We start from the raw sequence: 22,218 nt of genomic DNA on the forward strand, positions 1-22,218 counted from the left end.
CGGATGCGCATCGACGTCGTCAGCATCTTCCCGGCCTTCCTCGGCGTCTTGGATCTGTCCCTCATCGGGCGCGCCCGAGAGGACGGCCTCATCGATCTGCGCCTCCACGACCTGCGCGACTGGGCGCATGACCGCCACCGCACCGTCGACGACACCCCGCTCGGCGGTGGCCCCGGCATGGTCATGAAGCCCGACGTGTGGGGGGAGGCCCTCGATGACGTCCTCGCTGATGGCAGCGAGGCATCGGGGACCCCCGGGGCTCCGGGCGAGGCGCCCGGGGCGGGCCGCGCCGTCCTCCTCATCCCCACCCCCGCCGGGGAGGTCTTCACCCAGCGCACCGCCGAGGACCTCGCCGGGGCCGACCGCCTCATCGTGGCCTGCGGGCGCTACGAGGGCATCGACTCGCGCGTGCCGCGCCACTACGCGGCGCGCGGCATCGAGGTGCGCGAGCTGTCCATCGGCGACTACGTCCTCAACGGGGGAGAGGCGGCCGCCATCGTCATGATCGAGGCCATCGCCAGACTCCTGCCGGGCGTCGTCGGCAACCCCGCCTCCGTCATCGAGGAGTCCCACAGCGCCGCCGGCCTCCTCGAGCACGAGGTCCTCACCCGCCCCGTGTCCTGGCGGGGACTGGATGCCCCCGAGGTCCTGCTCTCCGGGGACCACGCCCGCATCGCCCGCGCGCGCCGCGATGGGGCCATCGCCCGCACCGCCGCCCGGCGCCCCGACATGATCCGCGCCCTGGATCCCACTGCCCTCGACTCCCAGGACCGCGCCGCCCTCGCCCGCCACGGCTGGGTGGTGCCCGCCGGGGCCCCGCGCCCCGTTCCCATGCGCCTGCGCCCCGCCGAGCCCGCCGACGCCGAGCCCCTCGCCGCCCTGGCCGCGCGGACCTTCCCGGACGCCTGCCCGCCCTTCCTCACTGAGGAGGGGATCGCCGCGCATATCGCCCACTCCCTCACCCCCGAGCGCTTCGCCCGGTGGATCGCCGACGAGCGCGCCGGCGTCGCCGTCGCGGAGCTGCCCGAGGGCTCGCCCGCCGGCCCCGATGCCGAGCCGATCGCCCCCGGCGAACTCGTCGGCTACACGGTCTGCCTCCTCGAGGCCCGCGACGCCGACGGCGCCCTGCCCGAGGGCCTCGACGCCCGCCCGCCCAGCATCGCCGCGCCCGACCCGGCCAGTGGCAGGGCCGTGGCCGAGCTGTCCAAGGTCTACGCCGACGCCCGGCTGCGCGCCTCGGGCCTGGCCTCGGCCCTCATCTCCCATGCCCTCGCCGGCGCCGGCCGTGCCGGCGCCACCGAGATCTGGCTGGGCACCCACGAGGGCAATAAGCGGGCGCAGAAGGCCTACAAGCGCGCCGGGTTCCGGCAGCGCGGCAAGCGCGTCTACGAGGTGGGCGGAACCGCCTGCCGCGACGTCGTCATGTCCCTGACCCTCGACCCCGCCGGCGGGGTCGGCCCCAGGAAGGAGCCGCGCGCATGAGTGACGCGCTGACCAGAACCGAGGACGCCCCGGCCGACCGGGACGCCGAGACCGAGCCCGCCGGCACCGCCGAGGGTACCGACGCGACCGACGCTGTTGACGGCGCCGAGCGGAGCCGGGCCGACCGCTGGCGGGGCCGCCTCACCGTCGTCGCCTTCCTCATCGTCGGTCTCATCGGCGCCGCCCTGGTCAAGTCCTACGTCGCCCAGTCCTTCGTCATCCCGTCCGGCTCCATGGAGAACACCCTCCAGGAGGGCGACAGGGTCGTGGTCACCATGTACGACAGCACCGATATCCACCGCGGCGACGTCGTCGTCTTCGCCGATCCCGATGACTGGCTGAACGACCCCCAGCCCACCGGGCTCCGCGGCCTCCTCCAGGACACCCTCATCGCCGTGCGCATCCTGCCCGATCGCACCGGCGACTACCTCATCAAGCGCGTCATCGGGATGCCCGGGGACCACGTCGTCGCCGATGGCGTCGGCCCCATCACCGTCAACGGCTCCCCGGTCGACGAGCCCTACATCAAGCCCGGCCGCGCCCCCTCCGAGCTCGCCTTCGACGTCGTCGTCCCGCCCGGGAGGGTCTGGGTCATGGGGGACAACCGCGCCAACTCCGAGGACTCGCGCTACCACCAGGATGATGCCAACGGGGGCTCCGTGCCGCTGAGCGACGTCGTCGGCGTCGCCAAGGGAGTGGCCTGGCCGTTCTCCCGCTGGGGCGGTCTGACCGACGGTGAGAGGGCCTTCACCGGCGTGCCCCCCGCCTCCTGACGTCGCAGGGCCCGCGTGAGGTCGCGCACTTGGGCGGGGGCGTTATCGCCGCGCCCCGCGGCCCTGTGGCAGACTGGGCCCGCCCACGGGACTCGGGGCGCTCCGCCACTGGGGAGGGCCCGGCACCGCAGGACCCGTCGGGCTCACGCACCGGGGCGGCCCCATCCTCGAGGGGATGGCGCGGTCCCACTTATCAAGCGCTCATGACCAGTGGCACGTGCGCAGGAGAGAACAATGAACCTGATCGACGAGATCAACGCCAAGTCGCTGCGCAGCGACATCCCCAGCTTCCGCCCCGGCGACACCGTCAAGGTGCACGTCAAGGTCGTTGAGGGCAGCCGCTCCCGCATCCAGGTCTTCCAGGGCGTCGTGATCGCCCGTCACGGCGGCGGCATCGGCGAGACCTTCACGGTCCGCAAGATCTCCTTCGGCGTTGGCGTCGAGCGCACCTTCCCGGTGCACACCCCCTCGATCGACAAGATCGAGGTCGTCACCCGGGGCGACGTGCGCCGCGCCAAGCTGTACTACCTGCGCAACCTGCGTGGGAAGGCCGCCAAGATCAAGGAGCGCCGGGAGTCCTGATCCCGCCTCTCCCTCAAGCGCCCGGGGCCCCGCGCCCCGGGCGCTGAATCCATCCGGCGCCGCCGGACCGCAGCACGCCCGACAGCATGATCGTCGAGAGGAGGCCCCGTGACCGATCAGCGCCACCCGATCATCGTCCTGGGCACCTCCCAGGACGACCCGGGGGACGAGGACTCCCCCCAGGACGGCCAGGACTCCCCCCAGTCCCTTCCCCCCGCCTTCCCTCCCCGCCAGGCGGTCGCCAATGCCACGGGCACGCGCCTGGCCGACTCCGCTCCCACGCCCTCCGCCCCCAGCCGCTGGCGGCGCCTGCTCTCGAGCCTCATCGTCATCGCCGTGGTCCTGGCAGGCTCGGCGCTCATCAAGTCCTTCGTCGTCCAGACCTTCGAGATCCCCTCGGCGTCCATGGAGCCCACCCTCGTCAACGGGGACCGCGTGGCCGTCACCATGTACGACTCCAAGGACTTGCAGCGCGGGGACATCATCGTCTTCCGCGACCCCGACTCCTGGCTCACCACCACCGACCCCACGGGCCTCAAGGGAGCGATGCGCGACTTCTTCATCGCGATCCGCCTCCTGCCCGAGGACTCCGGGCACCATCTCATCAAGCGCATCATCGGGATGCCGGGGGACCACGTCGTGGCCGACGGCCGGGGCAGCCTGACCGTCAACGGCGTTCAGATCCACGAGCCCTATCTGCGCCAGGGGAGCTCGCCATCCACCACCGCCTTCGACGTCGTCGTGCCCGAGGGCTGCGTGTGGGTCATGGGGGACAACCGCTCCAACTCGGCCGACTCCCGATTCCACATCCAGGACGCCCATGGGGGCGCCCTGCCCCTGACTGATGTCGTGGGCGTGGCCAAGAGGATCGTCTGGCCCCTGTCCCACTGGGGAACGCTCGCGGGCGGGCGCGAGGCCTTCAAGGATGTTCCCGCCGCCGACCCGGCCGCCACCACGGCCGCCACCGCCTCCCGGCAGGGCGCGGCCGCGGGCATGGTCCGCGCGGCCTGACCCATGCCGCGCATCCGACCCGACCGCGCGCTCGAGGCCTCGCTCCTGGAGGGCCACGGGCTCGTCGGCGGCCTCGACGAGGTCGGCAGGGGCGCCCTGGCCGGACCCGTCACCGTGGGCCTGGCCGTGGTCTCCCGCAGCACCGCGGACGCCTTCCCCGAGGGCCTGGCCGACTCCAAGGCGCTCAGTGCGGCCCGGCGCCAGGCGCTCGTCGCGCCCGTGGCCGAATGGCTCGCCGACCATGCCATCGCCCACGCCTCAGCCGCCGAGATCGACGCCCTCGGCATCGCCGCCGCCCTGCGCCTGGCCGGGCGGCGGGCCCTGGCCAAGGTTCGCGAGCGCGGCAACCTTCCCGGCATCATCATCCTCGACGGCGCGGCGAACTGGCTGTCACCGCCCGCGGATGACCTCTTCGCCGCCCTCGACCGGCCGGAGGCGCTCTCGTCCGCCCACGAGTACGGCCCCGCGATCCCCGATGACGACGTCCCCGGCGTCATCATGCGCGTCAGGGCGGACGCGAGCTGCGCCGTCGTCGCGGCCGCGTCCGTCCTGGCCAAGGTCGAGCGCGACGCGATCATGTCCGCCCTTCCCGACCCCGGCTACGGCTGGGCCTCCAACAAGGGCTACGGCTCGGCGGCGCACCAGGCGGGTCTGGCCGAGCTCGGTGCCTGCGAGCAGCACCGCCGCAGCTGGCGCCTGCCGGGGCTGGGCTGAGGCCCCCGCGCCACCGCAGCCGGCCCGGGCCGCCCCGGGTGGGCGACGCAACCCGTCCGCCTCTCGCGCCCGGGACGGGGCGACGGGCATGATGGCCCGGTGAGTGCAGAGGACCTTGAGGCATACGAGAACGATCTGGAGCTCGACCTGTACCGGGAGTACCGGGACGTCGTGGGGCTGTTCGCCTACGTCGTCGAGACGGAGCGCCGCTTCTACCTGGCCAACTCCGTGGACGTGCAGGTGCGCACCAACGGCGGCGAGGTGTTCTTCGAGTTGAGCCTGGAGGACGCCTGGGTGTGGGACATCTACCGCTCCTCCCGCTTCGTGAAATCCGTGCGAGTGGTCACGTTCAAGGACGTCAACGTCGAGGAGCTGTCCAAGCCGGAGATGGAGATCCCCTCCTGAGCGCCTGACCCGGCGCCGCCGCGTCGGGAACCACCACGCCCGCCGCGCGCGGGTCCCGCCCAGCGCTGGGGACGGGGACCGCGGGTCGGGCCGACGGTGGGGCACCGTGGTCGCGGAGGTGACCACCGTGACCCCGACGACCCCGACGACCCCGACAGCCCCAGCGCGCCTGACGCCCCCGAAGACCCCGGCAGCCCCGGCCATGCGATCGACCGCGCCGCCCGGCCCACCGGGCCCGGGCGCGCCCGCCCCACGGAGCGCCCCGGCGCTGAGCCCGGCGGAGAAGCGGCGCCTGACCGGCCGGAGAGGCGAGGACATCGTCGTCGGCTACCTGCGCGACTCGGGCTGGCGGATCATCGACCGCAACTGGCGCGCCCCGCGAGGCTCCGGCCTGCGCGGTGAGATAGACATCATCGCCGAGGACCCCATCGGTGCGCTCGTCATCGTCGAGGTCAAGACGCGATCCAGCCTGCGGGCCGGGCCGCCCGCCGCGGCCGTGACCCCCGCCAAGGAGGCGCGCCTGCGGCGCCTGGCCGCCGCCTGGGCCGGTCGGAGGGGAGCCCCGCCCCACCGGCTCCGCCTGGACGTGGTCTCCGTGCTCCTGCGCGAGGGCGTCCCCGCGCTCCTGCGCCACCACAGGGCGGTGAGCGGATCATGAGCATCGCGAGAGCACTCGCCGTCACCCTCACCGGGCTGCGGGGGCATATCGTCGACGTCGAGGCGCACGCCACGTCCGGCCTGCCGGGATTCGTGCTCGTGGGCCTGCCCGATGCCGCGATCCGCGAGTCGCGGGAGCGCGTGCGCGCCGCCCTGACCGTCTGCGGCACCACCTGGGGCGAGCAGCGCCTCACCGTCAACCTCTCCCCGGCGGACCTTCCCAAGACGGGCACCGGCTTCGATCTCGCCCTCGCCCTGGCCGTGCTCGGCGCCCGCGGGGCGCTCCCGCCCCGCGCCCTGGCCGCCATGGCCCGCGTCGCCTACATCGGCGAGCTCGGCCTCGACGGCGCCGTGCACCCCGTGCGCGGCGTCCTGCCCGCTGTCCTCGCCGCCGTCGAGGCGGGCGTGCGCAGCATCGCGGTCCCCGCGGCCTGCGCCTCGGAGGCCCGCCTGGTGCCGGGGGCGAGCATCCAGGCGGTCCACCACCTCGGCGAGCTCGTCCAGGGCCTGGGAGGGCGCCTGCCGCGAGCCGCCGTCGAGATCATGCGCGGCGCCCAGGAGCGCCCTCCCTCCTCCATCGCCGCCCCCGCGAGCAGCCGGGCGGGCTCCGGCCATCGGGCGGACCTCGCCGACGTCGTCGGTCAGGCCCAGGCCCGCCACGCCCTGGAGGTGGCGGCCGCCGGCGGGCACCACCTGCTCATGGTCGGGCCACCCGGGGCCGGCAAGACCATGCTCGCCGAGCGCCTGCCCTCGATCCTGCCTCCCCTGGCCGAGCGCGACGCCGTCGCGGTCACCTCCCTGCACTCCCTGGCGGGCCTGTTCAACGCCGATGCCGGCCTGCTCACCGCCCCGCCCATGCGCTGCCCCCACCACACGGCCACGCGCGCCGCCATCATCGGCGGGGGCTCCGGCCTGCCCCGTCCGGGGGACGTGTCCCTGGCGCATCGCGGCGTCCTCTTCCTCGACGAGGCGCCCGAGTTCCCCGCCAGCGTCCTGGACTGCCTGCGTCAGCCCCTGGAGGCCGGGGAGGTGAGCATCGACCGCGTCGGCGGCCGCGCCGACTACCCGGCGGCCTTCCAGCTCGTCCTCGCCGCCAACCCATGCCCCTGCGGGCGCGCCAGTGGCAAGGGCCTGGAGTGCACCTGCACATCCCTCCAGCGCCGCCGCTACTTCTCCCGCCTGTCCGGGCCCCTCCTGGACCGCGTGGACATCCAGGTGGAGGTCGACGCCGTGAGCGCCGCCGATCTCGCCTCGGGCGCTCCCGGGGAGTCGAGCGCGGTGGTGGCCGCGCGGGTGCTCACCGCCCGTGAGCGAGCGGCCGCGCGACTGGCGGGAACGCCATGGCGCCTCAGCTCCCAGGTGCCGGGGTCCTACCTGCGCAGCGAGAGGGGCGGGGCCGATCCCTCCCTCATGCGCCCCCTCATGGATGCGCTCGACCGCGGTGACCTCACCCTTCGAGGCGTGGACCGCGTCCTGCGCCTGGCCTGGACGCTCGCCGACCTCGCCGAGCGCGACCGCCCCACCCCGCCCGATCTCGGGGCCGCCCTGGCCCTGCGCACACGGGGAGCCCGCCCATGAGCGCCCAGAGCACCACTGCCCCTGTCGCCCCCGACGCCGCCCTCCGCCCCGTCCTGCCGATCGATGGCACCGCGCCATCCGGAGACGCACCGATGCCGCAGCCTCCGGAGGCGCGACCGGCGGAACCGCCCGATGAGGCGGACTTCCTGGCCCGCGCCACCTGGTCGCGGCTCGCCGAGCCGGCCGACCACGCCGCGACCCTCCTCGTGGCGGGCCTCGGCGCGCCCGAGGCCCTGGCCTGGGCGCGTCACAGGGCCGAGCACGGCTCGGGGCGCCCTGAGGCCCCGCCGTTGCCGGAGCCCCTCCTGGAGGGCACCGCGCCCCGCCGATGGGCGAGCGCGGTGGAGCGATGGGCGCCCAGGCTCGCGGGCCTGGACATCCGCCGTGAACTCGATGTCCTGGAGCGCCTGGGCGGCTCGCTCGTCGTCCCCGGCGACCCCTGGTGGCCACCGGGCCTGGATCACCTCGAGCACCCGCCCTTCTGCCTGTGGCTGCGCGGCGATCCCGCCCTGCTCGTGGGCCGCGAGGAGGCGGGCGCCGCGGAGAGCTCGTTGGGGCTGCCGCTGCGGGAGGACCGCATGGGCGCGGGGCGCGGCGCCGGTCACGCGCTCGCGCTCGTCGGCGCGCGCGACTCCACCGCCTACGGCGAGCGCATGGCCAACGATCTCGCCCGAGGGCTCACCGAGGCCGGCGCCCTCATCGTCTCCGGCGGCGCCTTCGGGATCGACGCCGCCGCGCACCGGGGGGCGCTCACCGCCGGGCCCACACTGTCCGTCTCCGCCGGGGGCGTGGACCGCCTCTACCCTGCCGGCAACGCCGCCCTGCTCGAGGCCGTGGTGGACCACGGGGCCCTGGTGGCCGAGGTGCCGCCCGGCAGCCAGCCCGCTCGGCACCGGTTCCTCACCCGTAACCGGATCATCGCTGCGATGACGGGCGCCACGCTCGTCGTGGAGGCCGCCTGGCGCTCGGGCGCGCTGTCCACCGCGCACCATGCCATGGAGATCGGTCGTCCCGTGGGGGCCGTGCCCGGGCCCGTGACCTCCATGGCCTCCGGCGGCTGCCACCGGCTGCTGCGCCAGGGCGCGACCTGCGTCACCGACATCGAGGAAGCGCTCGAACTGCTCCTGCCCGTGGGCGACGCCGACGCCGACGCCCTCAAGGAGGAGAGCGCCGGGGCGCGGCGGCCCGGGCTGCTCGATGGCCTCGACGCGGTCTCCGCCGCCGTCGTCGATGCCCTTCCCGTGCGCGCGGCGGCCAGCATCGAGTCCATCGCCCGGGCTGCGGGACTGTCCGAGCGCGAGACCCTGGCGGCCCTCGGAGCCCTCGAACTGGCGGGCCGCGCCAGGCGCGACGGCGCCCGCTGGCGCCGCCCCGCCCAGCGCCGCGCGGCCCCCGATGCCGCAGCGCCGTCGTCTACCCTGAAGGCATGACCTCCCAGGGCACCCGCCACCTCTCGCCGGGGGGCGGCCCGCCCGCCCTGCGCGGGGAGCTCCTGGACGCCTGGTTCCGGCACCTGGGCCTGCAACGGGGCCTGTCAGAGCACACGGTGCGGGCCTACGTGGGGGACCTGGAGGACCTGCTCGACTTCCTCGGGGTGGGCGCGGGGGAGTCCGAGCCCATCGGGCCGGCCCTGGCCGGCCTGGACCTGGCCGACCTGCGCGCCTGGCTCGCCTCCATGTCCGGCGCCGGGCGCTCGCGGGCCACCATGGCGCGGCGCGGCGCGGCGATCCGCGCCTTCTCCACCTGGGCGCGACGATCCGGCCTCCTCCGGGAGGACATCGCGGCGCGCCTGCGCTCCCCGCGCGTGGACAACCGCCTGCCCACCGTCCTCACAACCGAGCAGGCCGAGGCGCTCCTGACAACGGCGGGCGAGCGGGCCGGCCAGGCCCCGCCAGCCGAGCGCCCCCTGGCCGCGCGGGACCTCGCCCTCCTGGAGATCCTCTACGCCACCGGCATGCGGGTCTCCGAGCTCGCCGGGCTGGACCTCGGGGACGTCGACTCCGGCAGGCGCACCATCCGCGTCATGGGCAAGGGCGGCAAGGAGCGCACCGTCCCCTACGGCGGTCCCGCCGCCCGCGCCCTGGAGCGATGGCTCGAGGCCCGCCCCGCCCTCGTCGGCCCGCGCACGGGCGCCGCCCTCTTCCTCGGCGCCAGGGGCGGGCGCGTGGACGCCCGCGCCATCCGCGACGTGGTCCACCGGGCGACCGCCGCCGCGGGCGTACCGGACCTGGGCCCGCACGGGCTGCGGCACTCGGCGGCCACCCATGTCCTGGGCGGGGGCGCTGATCTGCGCACCGTCCAGGAGCTCCTCGGGCACTCCTCCCTGGCCACGACCCAGCGCTACACGCACGTCTCCGCCGAGCGGCTGCGGGCCGTCTACGAACAGGCCTTCCCCCGGGCCTGAGCCCAGTGGTGCCCCGGCGCCCCCGCAGGTGCGAGCCGCACCGAGCGGTGCCGTTCGCACCGAGCGGAGCGTCCTGCCCGCTAGTGGGTGCGAGCCGCACCGGTGGGCGCGGTGGGCTTGAGACGGATGACGGGAGGGCGCAGCAGGCGAAGCGGATCGATGTAGGACTTCTTCCCGGTGCGCGCGCCCCAGTGCAGGGCGTCGACGCCGTCGGAGCGGTGCCCGGGCAGGAGCGTGCCGACGACCTGCCCGGGCGCAACCGCCTGGCCCGCCTGCACGGAGGGCTCGACCGGCTCGTAGGTCGTGCGGATGCCGCCCGCGTGCTCGACCGAGACCACGGGGCGTCCCGCCACCACTCCGGCGAAGGCCACCGTGCCGGCGCCCGCCGCCCGCACGGGGCTGCCCGCGGCCAGGGCGAGGTCCACGCCCCGGTGCCCCCGGCCCCAGGTGACGGCGGGGGGATCGAAGCCCTCGACCACCGCCGCCGGCCCTCCCGTGGGCCATACGTAGCGCGTGCGCCGATGCGCCTCATCATCGCGCGCGGGCGCTGCCCCCACCGGACGGGCCGGGCGATGGGCGGTCATCGCTCCGGCGACGGTGCCGCCGGGCGCCTCGCCGAGGGCGGGGGAGGGGACGAGCAGCACGAGTACGAGCACGGCGAGCAGCGCGAGCGGCAGGAGCGGCGCGCGGCTCGGCCGCGAGGAGGGGCGGGGGATCGACGAGGGGGCGGCGCGCGGTGCGGGCATGGCTCCATGCTCGACCCGGCCGCCGCGCCCCGGCCCGCCCGCCTCACAGGGGCGCCGGGGGGCCACGCGCCGCAGCGCCTGTGGTTCCCGAGCGGGAGCGCCCCGTGATGAGAACGACATCCGACCAGCGGCATCATTGCCCGCCACGATGCGGAAAGGTCGGTATCGCTGTGATAGCCTCGCGCACGCAGTTCGCTGCGATGCGTATCGATACTCGTGTCAGTACTCCTGCCGGCCCGGCTCTTCTGAGCGCAACGGCCCGCCACTGGCCCGAGGCCCGGATCCTCGCGGAGCGGCAGCTGACTTCGCGTGCCCGCACCCAGTGCCCTCGGGCCCTGGGATCGTCCTTTCGGACGCCGCGGTCGCGGTCCCGCAGGCCCCTCCCGATGCACGGCGAGGCGCAGGCGGGTGGCCGCGCGTCGCGGGCACCAGGCCCTATCCGCCCGCATTGGCGGACCCGGCTCGCCCGGGCGCAGGGGATCAACTCAAAGAACCCGTGGGACGCCGTCGCCGATCGGCGGCGCCCCCTGACACATGGCGGACCGGGCAACCTCCCGGCCGCGCGAAAGGACAAGTCATGGCAGTCGTGACCATGCGCCAGCTCCTCGAGTCCGGTGTCCACTTCGGGCACCAGACCCGCCGGTGGAACCCCAAGATGAAGCGCTTCATCCTCACCGAGCGCAACGGCATCTACGTTATCGACCTCACGAAGTCCGTCGACGGCATCAACACCGCCTACGACTTCGTCAAGGAGACCGTCGCCCGCGGCGGCAACATCCTGTTCGTCGGCACCAAGAAGCAGGCGCAGGCCGCTGTGGCCGAGCAGGCGCAGCGCGTCGGCATGCCCTACGTCAACCAGCGCTGGCTGGGCGGAATGCTCACCAACTTCTCCACCGTGCGCGCCCGCCTGGACCGCATGAAGGAGCTCGAGCAGATCGACTTCGACGACGTGGCCGGATCCGGCCGCACGAAGAAGGAGCTGCTCATGATGCGCCGCGAGAAGGACAAGCTCATCCGCACCCTCGGCGGTATCCGCGACATGGCCAAGCTCCCCGCCGCCGTGTGGGTCGTGGACACCAAGAAGGAGCACCTGGCGATCTCCGAGGCCTCCAAGCTCAACATCCCGGTCATCGCGATCCTCGACACCAACTGCGACCCCGATGAGGTCACCTACGGCATCCCAGGCAATGACGACGCCATCCGCTCCGTCGGCCTGCTCACCCGCGTCGTCGCCGACGCCGCCGCCGAGGGCCTCCTCGCCCGCTCCGCCGGCCGCGCCCGCACCGGTGCCGAGGCCGAGGCCGGCACGCCCGAGGCCGAGCCGCTGCCCGAGTGGGAGGCCGAGCTCCTCGCCGGCGCCGAGGCCGCCGCGGCCGAGCAGCCCTCCGAGGGCGCCCCCGCCGCCGAGGCCGCCGAAGAGGCGCCCGCCGCCCCTGCCGCTGACGAGGCCCCGGCCGAGCAGGCCTGAGCGCCCCCGACGACATTCCTCACGCTTCAACACCAGGAGAATCCATGGCGAACTACACCACCGCTGACATCAAGGCGCTGCGGGAGAAGACCGGCGCCGGCATGCTCGACGTCAAGAAGGCCCTCGACGAGGCCGCGGGCGACGTCGAGAAGGCCATCGAGATCATCCGCGTCAAGGGCCTCAAGGGCATCGCCAAGCGCGAGGGCCGCGCCGCCTCGGCCGGCCTCATCGCCGCCAAGGTCGTCGACGACGCCGATGGCCAGACCGGCGTGCTCGTCGAGATCAACGCCGAGACCGACTTCGTCGCCAAGAACGAGAAGTTCCTCGACTACGCCGACAAGGTCCTCGCCGCCGCACTGGCCTCCGGCGCGGAGTCGGCCGAGGCCCTGGCCGAGGTCGAGGTCGACGGCTCCACCGTCAAGGACCTCACCGACGGCATGCAGGCCGTCATCGGCGAGAAGATCGTCGTGCGCCGCGTCGGCCGCCTGAGCGCCCCCAAGGTGGAGCTCTACCTGCACCGCACCAACCCCGACCTGCCCGCCCAGGTCGGCGTGCTCGTCGGCACCGACGCCAAGGCCGCTGAGGTCGCCCACGACGTCGCGATGCACACCGCCGCCTACTCGCCGGCCTACGCCACCCGCGAGGACGTCCCCGCTGACATCGTCGACAAGGAGCGCGCCATCGCCGAGGAGACCACTCGTGCCGAGGGCAAGCCCGAGAAGGCCATCCCGAAGATCGTCGAGGGCCGCCTGGGCGGGTTCTTCAAGGAGAACTGCCTCGTCGAGCAGGCCTTCGCGAAGGACCCCAAGACCACGGTCGGCAAGGTCATCGAGGCCACCGGCGGCGAGCTCGTCGGCTTCGTGCGCTTCCGCGTCGGCGCCTGACCATCAGAGCCCACTGACGCGGCGATCAGCGATACCACGGCCCCCGGTTCCTCGCGGACCGGGGGCCGTGGCACGCGCGACGGCGATCGAGAGGCGCGACGCGGGACGACGGGGGAATCCGAGGAGTGGGGCGGCCTCAGCCCTGGTGCCGGGCCCCGGGATCGGACGGGGAGCCGCCCGAGTCCTTGCCCGAGTCACCGGGGGAGACGCCCCACCACAGGGCCATGAGCACCGCCACGACGATGAGGGCGATGCCCGCCCACAGGTTCGCATTGACGCCGCCGGTCTTGGCCATCTCGTCCTCCCCGTTGAGGAATCCCGAGCAGACGAGCAGGAAGAGGCCGAAGATGCCGAGGACCGCGGCGATGACCGTGCGGATATCAGCCAGGATCTTTAACAGCAGTGACATGTCTGGGGCTCCTCAGTGGAAGATCGAGTTGAGCAGGATGACGAGCGCACCCGCGCAGATCGCCAGCGGGACCGGCTTGCGGAACCAGGGCAGCGCCGCCTCGTTGGGGTCGGTGCGCGCCTCGTGCGGCGTGAGGGAGTAGACGAAGCCCTCCAGCTCCGCGGCGGGCTTGGGCGCGGTCATCAACGAGACGACGATCGTCACGAGGATGTCGACGGCGAAGGCCGTGCCCGCGGCGAGGAAGGCCAGGCCCTGGCCGGGCAGCTTCAGGGGTCCGAACCAGGACGACAGGTTGAGGGCGAGGGCCGCCAGCGTCCCGCAGGCCAGCCCGGACCAGCCTGCGTGGCTCGTGGCCCGGCGCCAGAACATCCCGATGATGAACGTGGCGAACAGCGGGGCGTTGAACATGGAGAAGAGCTGCTGGAGGTAGTCCATGAGGTTGGAGTAGTTCGACGCGATGAGCGCGGTGAAGATAGCGACGGTCGTGGCGAGCGCCGTCGTCAGTTTGCCCATGCGCAGGTAGGTGGCGTCATCGGCCTTCGTGTTGATGTAGCGCTCGTAGAGATCCACGGTGAACACGGTGTTGAAGGCGGAGATATTCGCCGCCATGCCCGCCATGAATGAGGCCAGCAGGCCGGTGATCGCCAGGCCCAGCAGGCCGTTGGGCAGGACGTCGCGCATGAGCAGCAGGACGGCGTCGTTGTAGGTGACCTCCCCACCGGCGGTGGCGCCGCTGAGCGAGGACTGCTTGAGCCCGACGATCTCGGAGACGAGGACCGCGGCCACCATGCCCGGGATGATGACGAGGAAGGGCACGACCATCTTGGCGAAGGTGCCGATGATGGGGGCGGAGCGCGCCGCCGAGATCGAGTCGGCGGCCATGGCGCGCTGGACCTCGACGAAGTTCGTCGTCCAGTAGCCGAAGGACAGCACGAAGCCCAGGCCGAAGACGATGCCGAAGACGGACAGGGCCGAGGAGTCGAAGCCGGACAGCAGGTTGCCGGGCCAGGAGTGCAGCTGCGCGCTGGGGTCGGCGTAGGCCCCCGTGCCGTGGGTGGTGGCCGCCTCGGTGATCTTCTCCTTCAGGCCGCCCCACCAGCCCACCCGGTTGAGGCCGATGAGGGTCAGCGGCAGCAGCGCCACGATGATGACGAAGAACTGGAGGACCTCGTTGTAGATCGCGGCGGACAGCCCGCCCAGGCTGATGTAGCTGAACACGATGACGGCGGCGACGATGAGCGCCACCCACAGCGGCCACCCCAGCAGGCGGTGGACGATCGAGCCCAGGAGGTACAGGTTGACGCCGGCGATGAGGAGCTGGGCCAGCGCGAAGGAGAGGGCGTTGATGAGATGGGCGGCCTTGCCGTAGCGCTTGAGCATGAACTCGGGCACTGATCGCACGCCGGAGCCGTAGTAGAAGGGCATCATGACCAGGCCCAGGAAGATCATGGCCGGGATGGCGCCGATCCAGAAGTAGTGGAAGGTCGGCAGGCCGTACTGGGCGCCGTTGGCGGACATGCCCATGATCTCCACGGCGCCGAGGTTGGCCGAGACGAAGGCGATGCCGGTCACCCACGCGGGCAGGGAGCGCCCGGAGGTGAGGAAGTCGTCGGAGGAGGCCATGCGCCGTTTGGCCATGAAGCCGACGGCCAGGACGAAGGCGAAGTAGACGACGATGGGGAAGTAGTCGTACCAGCGGGCCTCCAGCAGGGTGGAGGAGCCTGACGCGGCGAGGGACGGGATCAGATGGGATGTGGTCATCAACGCCTCCTGGGAGTGAACCGAGACACGTGAATAGAGTGAGCCTAACGGCCATTCCCGCGGATCGTGACCGTTTCGGCGCCCTGATCCGCCAGTGCTCACCCCGCGCTCCCCTGTGCCTGTCCCCGGGCCTCCCGTCGGGTCGCCGATCCGCCCGGGTCTCCCGTCCGGCCGCGAGCGGGTACGCTCTACCGGGCGGCGCAATGCCCGCCCGCGACGGCCGCCCCGCCGGCGCATGATCGGCTCCCGGGGCCGCGAGGGCGCCCACGGCACAGGCAGAGAGGCAGAGATGGCAGACAAGAGCAGCAGAGACGACCGCGTCGCGCACGGCCACCACCCGCGGCGCGTCCTGCTCAAGCTCTCGGGCGAGGTCTTCGGCGGGGGCTCCATCGGCCTCGATCCCGACGTCGTCTCCGATGCCGCCGAGCAGATCGCCGACGCCGTGCGCGCCGGCGTGCAGGTCGCCGTCGTCGTCGGTGGGGGCAATTTCTTCCGCGGCGCCGAGCTCTCGGCCCATGGCATGGAGCGCGCCCGCGCCGACTACATGGGCATGCTCGGCACCGTCATGAACGCCCTCGCCCTCCAGGACTTCATCGAGAAGGCCGGGGTGCCCGCCCGCGTGCAGACCGCCATCGCCATGGGGCAGGTCGCCGAGTCCTACATCCCGCTGCGCGCCATCCGGCACCTGGAGAAGGGGCGCGTCGTTGTCTTCGGCGCGGGCGCCGGCCTGCCCTACTTCTCCACGGACACAGTGGCCGCGCAGCGGGCCCTGGAGACCGGCTGCGATGAGCTGCTCGTCGGGAAGAACGGCGTCGACGGCGTCTACACGGCGGACCCCCGCAAGGACCCCAGCGCCGTCAAGCTCGACCACCTCACGTACGAGCGCGCCCTGTCCGACGGCCTCGCCGTCGTCGACGCCTCCGCCTTCGCCCTCTCCCGTGACAATGGCCTGACGATGCGCGTGTTCGGGATGGGCGAGGACGGCAATATCACCAAGGCCCTCCTGGGTGAGAAGATCGGCACGCTCGTCTCCAGCGAGAGGCCCTGAGCCGCAGGGCGCCGAACCGATCCAGTCCGACGACCAGTGCCGCGCGGCGGCGCGATGACCACCCAGATACCTCTCAAGCGAAGGAAGAACGATGATCGACGATGTCATGCTCTCCACCGAGGAGAAGATGGACAAGGCCCTGGAGGCCGCCAAGGGCGAGCTCGCCGCCATCCGCACCGGCCGCGCCAACCCCTCCATGTTCAACTCGATCATGGTGGACTACTACGGCGCCCCCACACCCCTTCAGCAGCTCGCCTCCCTGACGATCCCCGAGGCCCGCACGGTCATCGTCAGCCCCTTCGACCGCTCCGCGATGAAGGCGATCACCACCGCCATCCGCGAATCCGACCTCGGGGTCAACCCCACCGATGACGGCACGGTCATCCGCGTCACCCTGCCCGCGCTGACCGAGGAGCGCCGCAAGGACTACGTCAAGCTGGCGCGCTCGCGCGCCGAGGAGGCCCGTGTCCAGGTCCGCGGCGTGCGCGGCAAGGCCAAGAAGGAGCTCGAGGCCATCAAGCGCGACGGCGAGGCCGGCGAGGACGACGTCAAGCGCGCCGAGGGCGAGCTCGACCACCTCACCAAGCGCTTCGTCGACGCCATCGACAAGGCCCTGGCCTCCAAGGAGGAGGAGCTCCTCTCCGTCTGATCCCGCCGCCCGCCCCTCGTGAGGCCGGTACGAACGGCGCGGCCCCCCTACCCCGAAGAACCCCTCGTGACCATTCTGAGCGCCCTGCTGACACCGCCACCGACGCGCAACCGCGCGCCCCTGCCCGCCACGGGCCGGGCCGGCCGCAACCTGCCGGCCGCGGTCGGCGTCTCCGTGGTCCTCATCAGCGCGATCCTGGCCTCCCTGATCTTCGAGAAGAAGTACTTCGTCGGCGTCGTCATCCTCGCCGTGTGCGGCGCGCTCTGGGAGCTCGCGGGCGCCTTCGCCCGCAAGGGCATCGCCCTGCCGCTCCTGCCCCTGTGGGTGGGCACCGCGGGTGTCGCCGTAACCGCCTGGACCCTCGGGGCGGAGGGCGCCTTCGGGGCCTACCTCGCGACCGCCGGGGCGTGCGTCCTGTGGTCCTTCGTGGACCACGCCGAGGCCGAGGACGGCACCGTCCTCGAGGCCAGCCCCCACGACGTGCCGCGCACCGACGCCCATGACGAGGCCCGGCGCTCGCGCTCCGTCGATGCCACGGCCTCCGTCCTGGCCGCCACCTACCTGCCGTTCCTCGCGAGCTTCGCCGTGCTGCTCGTCGCCCAGGACCATGGCGTGACCAAGGTGATCACCCTCTTCGCCCTGCCGATCGCCAACGACACCGGCGGCTGGCTGGCCGGAATCACGATGGGCCGCCACCCCATGGCCCCCTCCGTCTCCCCGAAGAAGTCCTGGGAGGGGTTCGCCGGATCCCTCATCGCGGCCGTCGGGGCGGGCGTGGGCTGCCTGGCGCTCCTCGACGGGGAGCTGTGGGCGGGGGCCGCGCTCGGCGCCTGCTGCACGATCGTGGCCACGCTCGGGGATCTGGGGGAGTCGCTCCTCAAGCGCGATCTCGGCCTGAAGGACATGGGCACGCTCCTGCCCGGTCACGGCGGGCTCATGGACCGGCTCGACTCGATCCTGGTCACCGCGCCTATCGTGTACCTGTTCACCCTCATCCCCTGGTGAGAGCCACGCGGAACGAGAGCATGAGACGTCAGTGAGAGAAAGGACCCCGAGCCCCGTGAGCCCCGCCGCCCGCACCAGGAGCCCCGAGCCCGCCGCCCTCCGGCGCCGGGCCGGTGGGCCGGTGCCCGGCGAGGTCCAGGTGATGCCCACGGACCAGCCGCCCGAGGGCGCCGCCACCCCGGACGCGCGTCCCCGCCTGTCCTTCGCCGTGCCGCCCGCCCGGGGCAAGGCCCCCCGGCACCTCGCCGACCTCGACCTCACCGGCCGGAGGACGGCGCTCGCCGAGGCCGGTCTTCCCCCCTTCCGCGCCGATCAGCTCTCCCGCCACTACTTCACCCGCTTCACCCGTGACGCCGCTGAGATGACGGACCTGCCGGCAGGGGCGCGCGAGCAGCTGGCGGCCGAGCTCCTGCCCGAGCTCATCACCGAGGCCAGAGTCATGCGCGCCGACGGCGGCCGCACCCTCAAGCACCTCTGGGAGCTCCACGACGGGGTGCGCGTGGAGTCCGTGCTCATGCGCTACAGGGACCGCACCACGCTGTGCGTCTCCTCCCAGGCCGGCTGCGGCATGGCCTGCCCCTTCTGCGCCACCGGGCAGATGGGCCTGACCCGCAACCTCACCACCGCCGAGATCGTCGAGCAGGTCCGCCGCGCCGCCCGCGCCTCCGCCGACGGCGCCCTGGCCGGCGGTCCCGCGCGCCTGAGCAACGTCGTCTTCATGGGCATGGGCGAGCCGATGATCAACTACAGGAACGTCGTCGCCGCCCTCCACCGCCTCGTCAACCCCTCCCCGGAGGGCTTCGGCCTGTCCGCCCGCGGCATCACCGTCTCCACCGTCGGCCTCGTGCCGCTCATCCGCAAGCTGGCAGGGGAGGGGATGCCCGTCACACTCGCCGTGTCCCTCCACGCCCCCGACGACGAACTGCGGGACGCCCTCATCCCGGTCAACTCCAAGTGGAGGGTCGGCGAGCTCCTCGACGCCGCCCACGACTACTTCCGCGTCACCGGCAGGCGCGTGTCCATCGAGTACGCCCTCATCAAGGACATGAACGACCACGCCTGGCGGGCCCAGATGCTCGCCGATGAGCTGAACCGGCGCGGCCGCGGCTGGGCGCATGTGAATCCGATTCCGCTCAACCCCACGCCGGGATCGATCTGGACGTGCTCCGAGCCGAGCGTGCAAGATCTATTCGTGGGCACGCTGCGGCGCGCCGGCATCACCACCACCGTGCGCGACACGCGCGGAAGCGACATCGACGGCGCCTGCGGCCAGCTGGCGGCGGAGGTTCTCAAACAGGAGAGGATCAGGTCATGACCATGTTCCCCAGGACGTCGTTCTTCCGCCGGGGATACCGTCCCTCGCAGGTGGACGGCTACTTCGAGACGGCCAAGGACATCTATGAGTCCGAGGACCTCGATGAGATGGACTCCGAGGGCGTGCGCACCGTCGCCTTCGACATCGTGCGCCGGGGCTACGAGCCCGGCGCCGTCGACGCGGCCCTCGACCGCCTCGAGACCGCCTTCCTGCAGCGGCGCCGGGCCGAGTTCGTCGCCCAGAACGGGCGCCAGGCCTGGATGGACCAGGTGGCCGAGCTCGCCACCACGCTCTACCCGCGCCTCCTGCGCCCCTCCGGGGAGCGCTTCGCCCCGGCCCGCCGCCACGGCTACGCCAAGGCCGACGTCGATGCCCTCATGGATCGCATCGCCGCCTACTTCGACTCCGAGGCGCCCCTGACCTCCGCCGAGGTCCGCACGGCCGTGTTCGGCACGGCACGGGGCTCCAAGGCCTACGACGAGTCCAGCGTCGACCGGTACCTCGCGCGCGTCGTCGAGGTCGTCTTCTCCGTCGAGTGACGCCCACCAGGGCCGCGTCCGGAAGGGGACGAGCATGACCGCCCGTGTCGGCGCCCCCGGGGCGCTCGTCCTCCTGGGCTCCACCGGATCCATCGGCACCCAGGCCCTCGAGGTCGTCCGGCGCCTCGGGGATCGCGCCCCCCGCGTCGCCGCCCTCGCCGCCGGGGGCTCGCGCCTCGGCCTCCTGGCCGAGCAGGCGCTGCGCTTCGAGGTGCCGATCGTGGCCCTGGCCGATACGCGCCCGGGTATCGAGCGGGGGCTGCGCGACGCCCTGTCCGCCGCCTCCGAGCACCTGGGGCTCCCGGATCCCGTCACCACCATCCTCATCGGTCCCGACGCCGCCACGGCGGCCATCGGGGCCTCGGGCGCGGGGGAGCAGGACACGATCCTCAACGGCATCACCGGCTCGGTGGGCCTGCGCCCCACCCTGGCCGCGCTCGCCAGCGGAGCGCGCCTGGCCCTGGCCAATAAGGAATCGCTCGTCGTCGGCGGGGCACTGGTCAAGGAGGCCCTGCGCCGCCCCGGTCAAGTGGTCCCCGTGGACTCCGAGCACTCCGCGATCGCCCAGGCCCTGGCCTCCGGCCGCCACGAGAAGGGTCTGACCAGTCCCGTCATCACCGGCGCCAGCGAGGTTCGCCGCCTGATCCTGACCGCCTCCGGCGGGCCCTTCCGCGGACGCGACCGCGCCTCGCTCACCGGCGTCACCGCCGAGCAGGCCCTGGCCCACCCCACCTGGGCGATGGGCCCCGTGGTGACCATCAACTCCTCCACCCTCGTCAACAAGGGGCTCGAGCTCATCGAGGCGCACCTCCTCTTCGACATCCCGCCCGAGCGCATCGACGTCGTCGTCCACCCCCAATCGGTCATCCACTCGATGGTCGAGTTCATCGACGGCGCCACGATCGCCCAGGCCTCCCCGCCGGACATGCGACTGCCCATCGCGCTGGGGCTGACCTGGCCCGAGCGCCCGGACCTGGCAGGGCTGGTGGCCCCCAACGACTGGAGCGCCCCTGCGGCCTGGGGCTTCGAGCCCCTCGACGACGATGCCTTCCCCGCCGTCGGCCTGGCGCGCAGCGCCGTGGCCGCCTCGGCCACCCACCCCGCCGTCCTCAACGCCGCCAACGAGCAGGCCGTCGCCGCCTTCCTGGCGGGCGGCCTGGAGTGGCTGGACATCGTGGGCATCGACGCCGCCGTCCTGGGCGAGCACGAGGGCCTGGCCGCGCCCGGGCTCGACGAGGTGGCGCAGGTGGAGGCCTGGGCGAGGGCGCGCGCCGACGAGCTCATCTCCTCCCGTGGCAGACTGCGCGCATGACTCAGGCCCTCGCATACGCCCTCGGCGTCCTCGTCCTCGTCATCGGGATCGGCATCTCGGTCGCCCTCCACGAGCTCGGGCACATGATCCCCGCCAAGCGCTTCGGCGTGAAGGTCCCCGAGTACTTCATCGGCTTCGGGCCCCGTGTCTGGTCCACGCGCCGGGGGGAGACCGAGTACGGGGTGAAATGGATCTGGCTGGGCGGCTACGTCAAACTCGTCGGGATGATTCCCCCGGCCCGGCCGGGCCGCCCGGACAAGCCCGGATCCCAGATCGCCGAGGCCCGCGCCGAGGCCCTGGAGGAGATCGGGCCGGGCGAGGAGCACCGGGCCTTCTACCGCCTCAGCGTGCCCCGCAAGCTCCTCGTCATGGCGGGCGGGATCCTCACCAACCTCGTGCTGGGAGCCCTCCTGCTCGCCATCGCCTTCTGCGGCATCGGCATCCCGGGCGGCACCACCACGCTCAAGACCGTCTCGACCTGCCTGACCTCCGACGTCGACTCCGACACCGCCTGCACCGACGACGATCCCGTGGCGCCCGGGGCAGCCGCGGATCTCCGAGCGGGCGATGAGATCCGCTCCTGGGACGGCGCGCGCACCTCCTCCTGGAAGGACATCCAGGCCGCGATCGCCGCCTCCGGAACGCGCTCCGTGCCCGTCGTCGTCGAGCGCGATGGCGCCGAGGTCACCCTGACCGTCACCGCCGCCGAGGTCCAGCGCCGGGTCCTCGACGCCCAGGGAAACCCCGTGCTCGACTCCGACGGCAGTCCCATGACCACCACTCGCCCCTACGTCGGCATCAGCCCCGCCTACGGGGCGGTGCCCCTGCCGATCGGCGAGCTCCCATCCACGATCGGGCAGGCCGTGACCGGCACGGTCAAGGTGATCGCCACCCTGCCGGTGGGCCTCTACCACGCGGTGGCCGCCGGGCTCGGCCATGAGGAGCGCTCCGCCGGCGGCGTCATCGGCCTGGTGGGTGTCGGGCGCATCGCGGGCGAGGTGTCCAGCGCCGGCACGGGCACGTCCGCGGCGAGCATCCCGTTGGAGCTGCGCGTGGCCCAGATGCTCATGCTGCTCGGCTCGCTCAACCTGGCGCTCTTCGCCTTCAACCTCATCCCCCTGCTCCCCCTCGACGGCGGTCACGTGGCCGGTGCGCTCTGGGAGGGGGCCCGGCGTCGTTGGGCGCTGGCGCACGGGCGCCCCGACCCCGGCCCCGTGGACACCGCCCGCATGCTGCCCGTGGGGCAGGTGGTCTTCGGCATCCTCATCGTCATGACCGTCATCCTCGTGTGGGTCGACCTCGTCGCCCCGATCACCGGATAGGGGCACTGACCAGGTGATGCCCTGCTGACGGGCCGGCCTTGTTGCCCGTCATCGCCATCCTCTTCCATATGCCGACCAGGCGGGCGCCGGAGCGAACGGCAACGCGATGGCTCGCTCACCACACCCGGCGGCGTCGTGCGCGCGCCCAGCGCGG

At 73.1% G+C, this 22,218-nt stretch carries 22 protein-coding genes; 19 read left to right on the forward strand and 3 right to left on the reverse strand.

Features of this window, described 5'->3' with window-relative positions; translation table 11 throughout:
- Nucleotides 1-3: 3 nt before the first annotated feature.
- From trmD to B1H55_RS08165, 10 genes are all read left to right on the forward strand, one after another.
- Nucleotides 4-1,482 carry a tRNA (guanosine(37)-N1)-methyltransferase TrmD gene (gene trmD, locus B1H55_RS08120; protein WP_172575577.1) on the forward strand — a complete coding sequence of 493 codons (1,479 nt, stop codon included), beginning with the start codon at nt 4-6 and terminating at the stop codon, nt 1,480-1,482.
- Nucleotides 1,479-2,255, forward strand: a complete 777-nt coding sequence (gene lepB / locus B1H55_RS08125; RefSeq protein WP_077240349.1) for a signal peptidase I — start codon at nt 1,479-1,481, stop codon at nt 2,253-2,255. The genes trmD and lepB (B1H55_RS08125) overlap by 4 nt, the downstream gene beginning before the upstream one ends.
- A 234-nt stretch (nt 2,256-2,489) precedes the next feature.
- Entirely contained in the window at nt 2,490-2,837 is a 348-nt protein-coding gene (rplS, locus tag B1H55_RS08130) for a 50S ribosomal protein L19 (protein ID WP_073453153.1), read from the forward strand.
- 108 nt (nt 2,838-2,945) lie between these two features.
- Entirely contained in the window at nt 2,946-3,848 is a 903-nt protein-coding gene (gene lepB / locus B1H55_RS08135; RefSeq protein ID WP_077240348.1) for a signal peptidase I, read from the forward strand.
- Nucleotides 3,849-3,851: 3 nt separating this feature from the next.
- A complete protein-coding gene (locus B1H55_RS08140) occupies nt 3,852-4,562 on the forward strand; it encodes a ribonuclease HII (RefSeq protein ID WP_077240347.1) in 711 nt (236 codons plus the stop codon).
- Nucleotides 4,563-4,661: 99 nt separating this feature from the next.
- Nucleotides 4,662-4,967, forward strand: coding sequence for a DUF2469 domain-containing protein (locus B1H55_RS08145; RefSeq protein ID WP_073453159.1), 306 nt, complete (start codon nt 4,662-4,664; stop codon nt 4,965-4,967).
- A 127-nt stretch (nt 4,968-5,094) separates the two neighbouring features.
- Nucleotides 5,095-5,625: a YraN family protein gene (locus B1H55_RS08150; RefSeq protein ID WP_231952887.1), complete on the forward strand. Its 531-nt coding sequence runs from the start codon at nt 5,095-5,097 to the stop codon at nt 5,623-5,625.
- Nucleotides 5,622-7,202, forward strand: coding sequence for a YifB family Mg chelatase-like AAA ATPase (locus B1H55_RS08155; protein ID WP_080461677.1), 1,581 nt, complete (start codon nt 5,622-5,624; stop codon nt 7,200-7,202). Before B1H55_RS08150 ends, B1H55_RS08155 begins: the two co-directional genes overlap by 4 nt.
- Nucleotides 7,203-7,294: 92 nt before the next feature.
- Entirely contained in the window at nt 7,295-8,632 is a 1,338-nt protein-coding gene (locus B1H55_RS08160; RefSeq protein ID WP_096519561.1) for a DNA-processing protein DprA, read from the forward strand.
- Nucleotides 8,629-9,606 carry a tyrosine recombinase XerC gene (locus B1H55_RS08165; RefSeq protein ID WP_077240345.1) on the forward strand — a complete coding sequence of 326 codons (978 nt, stop codon included), beginning with the start codon at nt 8,629-8,631 and terminating at the stop codon, nt 9,604-9,606. Before B1H55_RS08160 ends, B1H55_RS08165 begins: the two co-directional genes overlap by 4 nt.
- A gap of 80 nt (nt 9,607-9,686) precedes the next feature.
- On the opposite strand, the gene B1H55_RS08170 is transcribed toward B1H55_RS08165, so the two are convergent.
- Nucleotides 9,687-10,352 (reverse strand): murein hydrolase activator EnvC family protein, encoded by a 666-nt coding sequence (locus tag B1H55_RS08170; protein ID WP_231952889.1) that lies wholly within the window; start codon nt 10,350-10,352, stop codon nt 9,687-9,689.
- Between the two features lie 577 nt (nt 10,353-10,929).
- On the opposite strand from B1H55_RS08170, the gene rpsB reads away from it, so the two are divergent.
- A complete protein-coding gene (rpsB, locus tag B1H55_RS08175; protein WP_077240344.1) occupies nt 10,930-11,820 on the forward strand; it encodes a 30S ribosomal protein S2 in 891 nt (296 codons plus the stop codon).
- A 44-nt stretch (nt 11,821-11,864) separates the two neighbouring features.
- A complete protein-coding gene (gene tsf, locus B1H55_RS08180) occupies nt 11,865-12,704 on the forward strand; it encodes a translation elongation factor Ts (RefSeq protein ID WP_073453167.1) in 840 nt (279 codons plus the stop codon).
- Nucleotides 12,705-12,840: 136 nt separating this feature from the next.
- Here tsf and B1H55_RS08185 read toward each other — a convergent pair whose 3' ends face one another.
- Together B1H55_RS08185 and B1H55_RS08190 are read right to left on the reverse strand one after the other, a co-directional pair.
- Nucleotides 12,841-13,113 carry a hypothetical protein gene (locus B1H55_RS08185; protein WP_077240343.1) on the reverse strand — a complete coding sequence of 91 codons (273 nt, stop codon included), beginning with the start codon at nt 13,111-13,113 and terminating at the stop codon, nt 12,841-12,843.
- 12 nt (nt 13,114-13,125) lie between these two features.
- Nucleotides 13,126-14,874 (reverse strand): sodium:solute symporter family protein, encoded by a 1,749-nt coding sequence (locus B1H55_RS08190; protein WP_077240342.1) that lies wholly within the window; start codon nt 14,872-14,874, stop codon nt 13,126-13,128.
- A gap of 289 nt (nt 14,875-15,163) precedes the next feature.
- On the opposite strand from B1H55_RS08190, the gene pyrH reads away from it, so the two are divergent.
- The 7 genes from pyrH to B1H55_RS08225 all read left to right on the forward strand — a co-directional run bounded on the left by pyrH (nt 15,164) and on the right by B1H55_RS08225 (nt 22,064).
- A complete protein-coding gene (gene pyrH / locus B1H55_RS08195) occupies nt 15,164-15,922 on the forward strand; it encodes a UMP kinase (protein ID WP_073453170.1) in 759 nt (252 codons plus the stop codon).
- Nucleotides 15,923-16,013: 91 nt separating this feature from the next.
- Entirely contained in the window at nt 16,014-16,571 is a 558-nt protein-coding gene (gene frr / locus B1H55_RS08200; RefSeq protein ID WP_073453172.1) for a ribosome recycling factor, read from the forward strand.
- Between the two features lie 75 nt (nt 16,572-16,646).
- Nucleotides 16,647-17,576, forward strand: coding sequence for a phosphatidate cytidylyltransferase (locus B1H55_RS08205; protein ID WP_073453320.1), 930 nt, complete (start codon nt 16,647-16,649; stop codon nt 17,574-17,576).
- Between the two features lie 142 nt (nt 17,577-17,718).
- Nucleotides 17,719-18,891, forward strand: coding sequence for a dual-specificity RNA methyltransferase RlmN (gene rlmN, locus B1H55_RS08210; RefSeq protein WP_096519563.1), 1,173 nt, complete (start codon nt 17,719-17,721; stop codon nt 18,889-18,891).
- Complete coding sequence (locus B1H55_RS08215; RefSeq protein WP_370427859.1) at nt 18,888-19,430, forward strand: DivIVA domain-containing protein; 543 nt, start codon at nt 18,888-18,890, stop codon at nt 19,428-19,430. The genes rlmN and B1H55_RS08215 overlap by 4 nt, the downstream gene beginning before the upstream one ends.
- A 34-nt stretch (nt 19,431-19,464) precedes the next feature.
- The gene (gene dxr / locus B1H55_RS08220) at nt 19,465-20,742 is read left to right on the forward strand and encodes a 1-deoxy-D-xylulose-5-phosphate reductoisomerase (RefSeq protein WP_073453176.1); all 1,278 of its coding nucleotides are present in this window, start codon (nt 19,465-19,467) and stop codon (nt 20,740-20,742) included.
- On the forward strand, nt 20,739-22,064 hold the full coding sequence (locus B1H55_RS08225) for a M50 family metallopeptidase (RefSeq protein ID WP_077240341.1): 1,326 nt from the start codon (nt 20,739-20,741) through the stop codon (nt 22,062-22,064). Before dxr ends, B1H55_RS08225 begins: the two co-directional genes overlap by 4 nt.
- Nucleotides 22,065-22,218 lie beyond the last annotated feature (154 nt).

It is taken from the genome of Actinomyces denticolens (assembly GCF_002072185.1).
Classification (GTDB): Bacteria; Actinomycetota; Actinomycetes; order Actinomycetales; family Actinomycetaceae; genus Actinomyces; species Actinomyces denticolens.

Coding starts and splice junctions, on each gene's coding strand:
- rlmN (WP_096519563.1), top strand. CDS start 17,719: ATGCCCACGGACCAGCCGCCCGAGGGCGCCGCCACCCCGGACGCGCGT.
- B1H55_RS08190 (WP_077240342.1), bottom strand. CDS start 14,874: ATGACCACATCCCATCTGATCCCGTCCCTCGCCGCGTCAGGCTCCTCC.
- dxr (WP_073453176.1), top strand. CDS start 19,465: ATGACCGCCCGTGTCGGCGCCCCCGGGGCGCTCGTCCTCCTGGGCTCC.
- tsf (WP_073453167.1), top strand. CDS start 11,865: ATGGCGAACTACACCACCGCTGACATCAAGGCGCTGCGGGAGAAGACC.
- B1H55_RS08170 (WP_231952889.1), bottom strand. CDS start 10,352: ATGCCCGCACCGCGCGCCGCCCCCTCGTCGATCCCCCGCCCCTCCTCG.
- B1H55_RS08140 (WP_077240347.1), top strand. CDS start 3,852: ATGCCGCGCATCCGACCCGACCGCGCGCTCGAGGCCTCGCTCCTGGAG.
- B1H55_RS08165 (WP_077240345.1), top strand. CDS start 8,629: ATGACCTCCCAGGGCACCCGCCACCTCTCGCCGGGGGGCGGCCCGCCC.
- B1H55_RS08160 (WP_096519561.1), top strand. CDS start 7,295: ATGCCGCAGCCTCCGGAGGCGCGACCGGCGGAACCGCCCGATGAGGCG.
- frr (WP_073453172.1), top strand. CDS start 16,014: ATGATCGACGATGTCATGCTCTCCACCGAGGAGAAGATGGACAAGGCC.
- rpsB (WP_077240344.1), top strand. CDS start 10,930: ATGGCAGTCGTGACCATGCGCCAGCTCCTCGAGTCCGGTGTCCACTTC.
- lepB (WP_077240349.1), top strand. CDS start 1,479: ATGAGTGACGCGCTGACCAGAACCGAGGACGCCCCGGCCGACCGGGAC.
- B1H55_RS08185 (WP_077240343.1), bottom strand. CDS start 13,113: ATGTCACTGCTGTTAAAGATCCTGGCTGATATCCGCACGGTCATCGCC.
- B1H55_RS08215 (WP_370427859.1), top strand. CDS start 18,888: ATGACCATGTTCCCCAGGACGTCGTTCTTCCGCCGGGGATACCGTCCC.
- trmD (WP_172575577.1), top strand. CDS start 4: ATGCGCATCGACGTCGTCAGCATCTTCCCGGCCTTCCTCGGCGTCTTG.
- pyrH (WP_073453170.1), top strand. CDS start 15,164: ATGGCAGACAAGAGCAGCAGAGACGACCGCGTCGCGCACGGCCACCAC.
- B1H55_RS08225 (WP_077240341.1), top strand. CDS start 20,739: ATGACTCAGGCCCTCGCATACGCCCTCGGCGTCCTCGTCCTCGTCATC.
- B1H55_RS08155 (WP_080461677.1), top strand. CDS start 5,622: ATGAGCATCGCGAGAGCACTCGCCGTCACCCTCACCGGGCTGCGGGGG.
- rplS (WP_073453153.1), top strand. CDS start 2,490: ATGAACCTGATCGACGAGATCAACGCCAAGTCGCTGCGCAGCGACATC.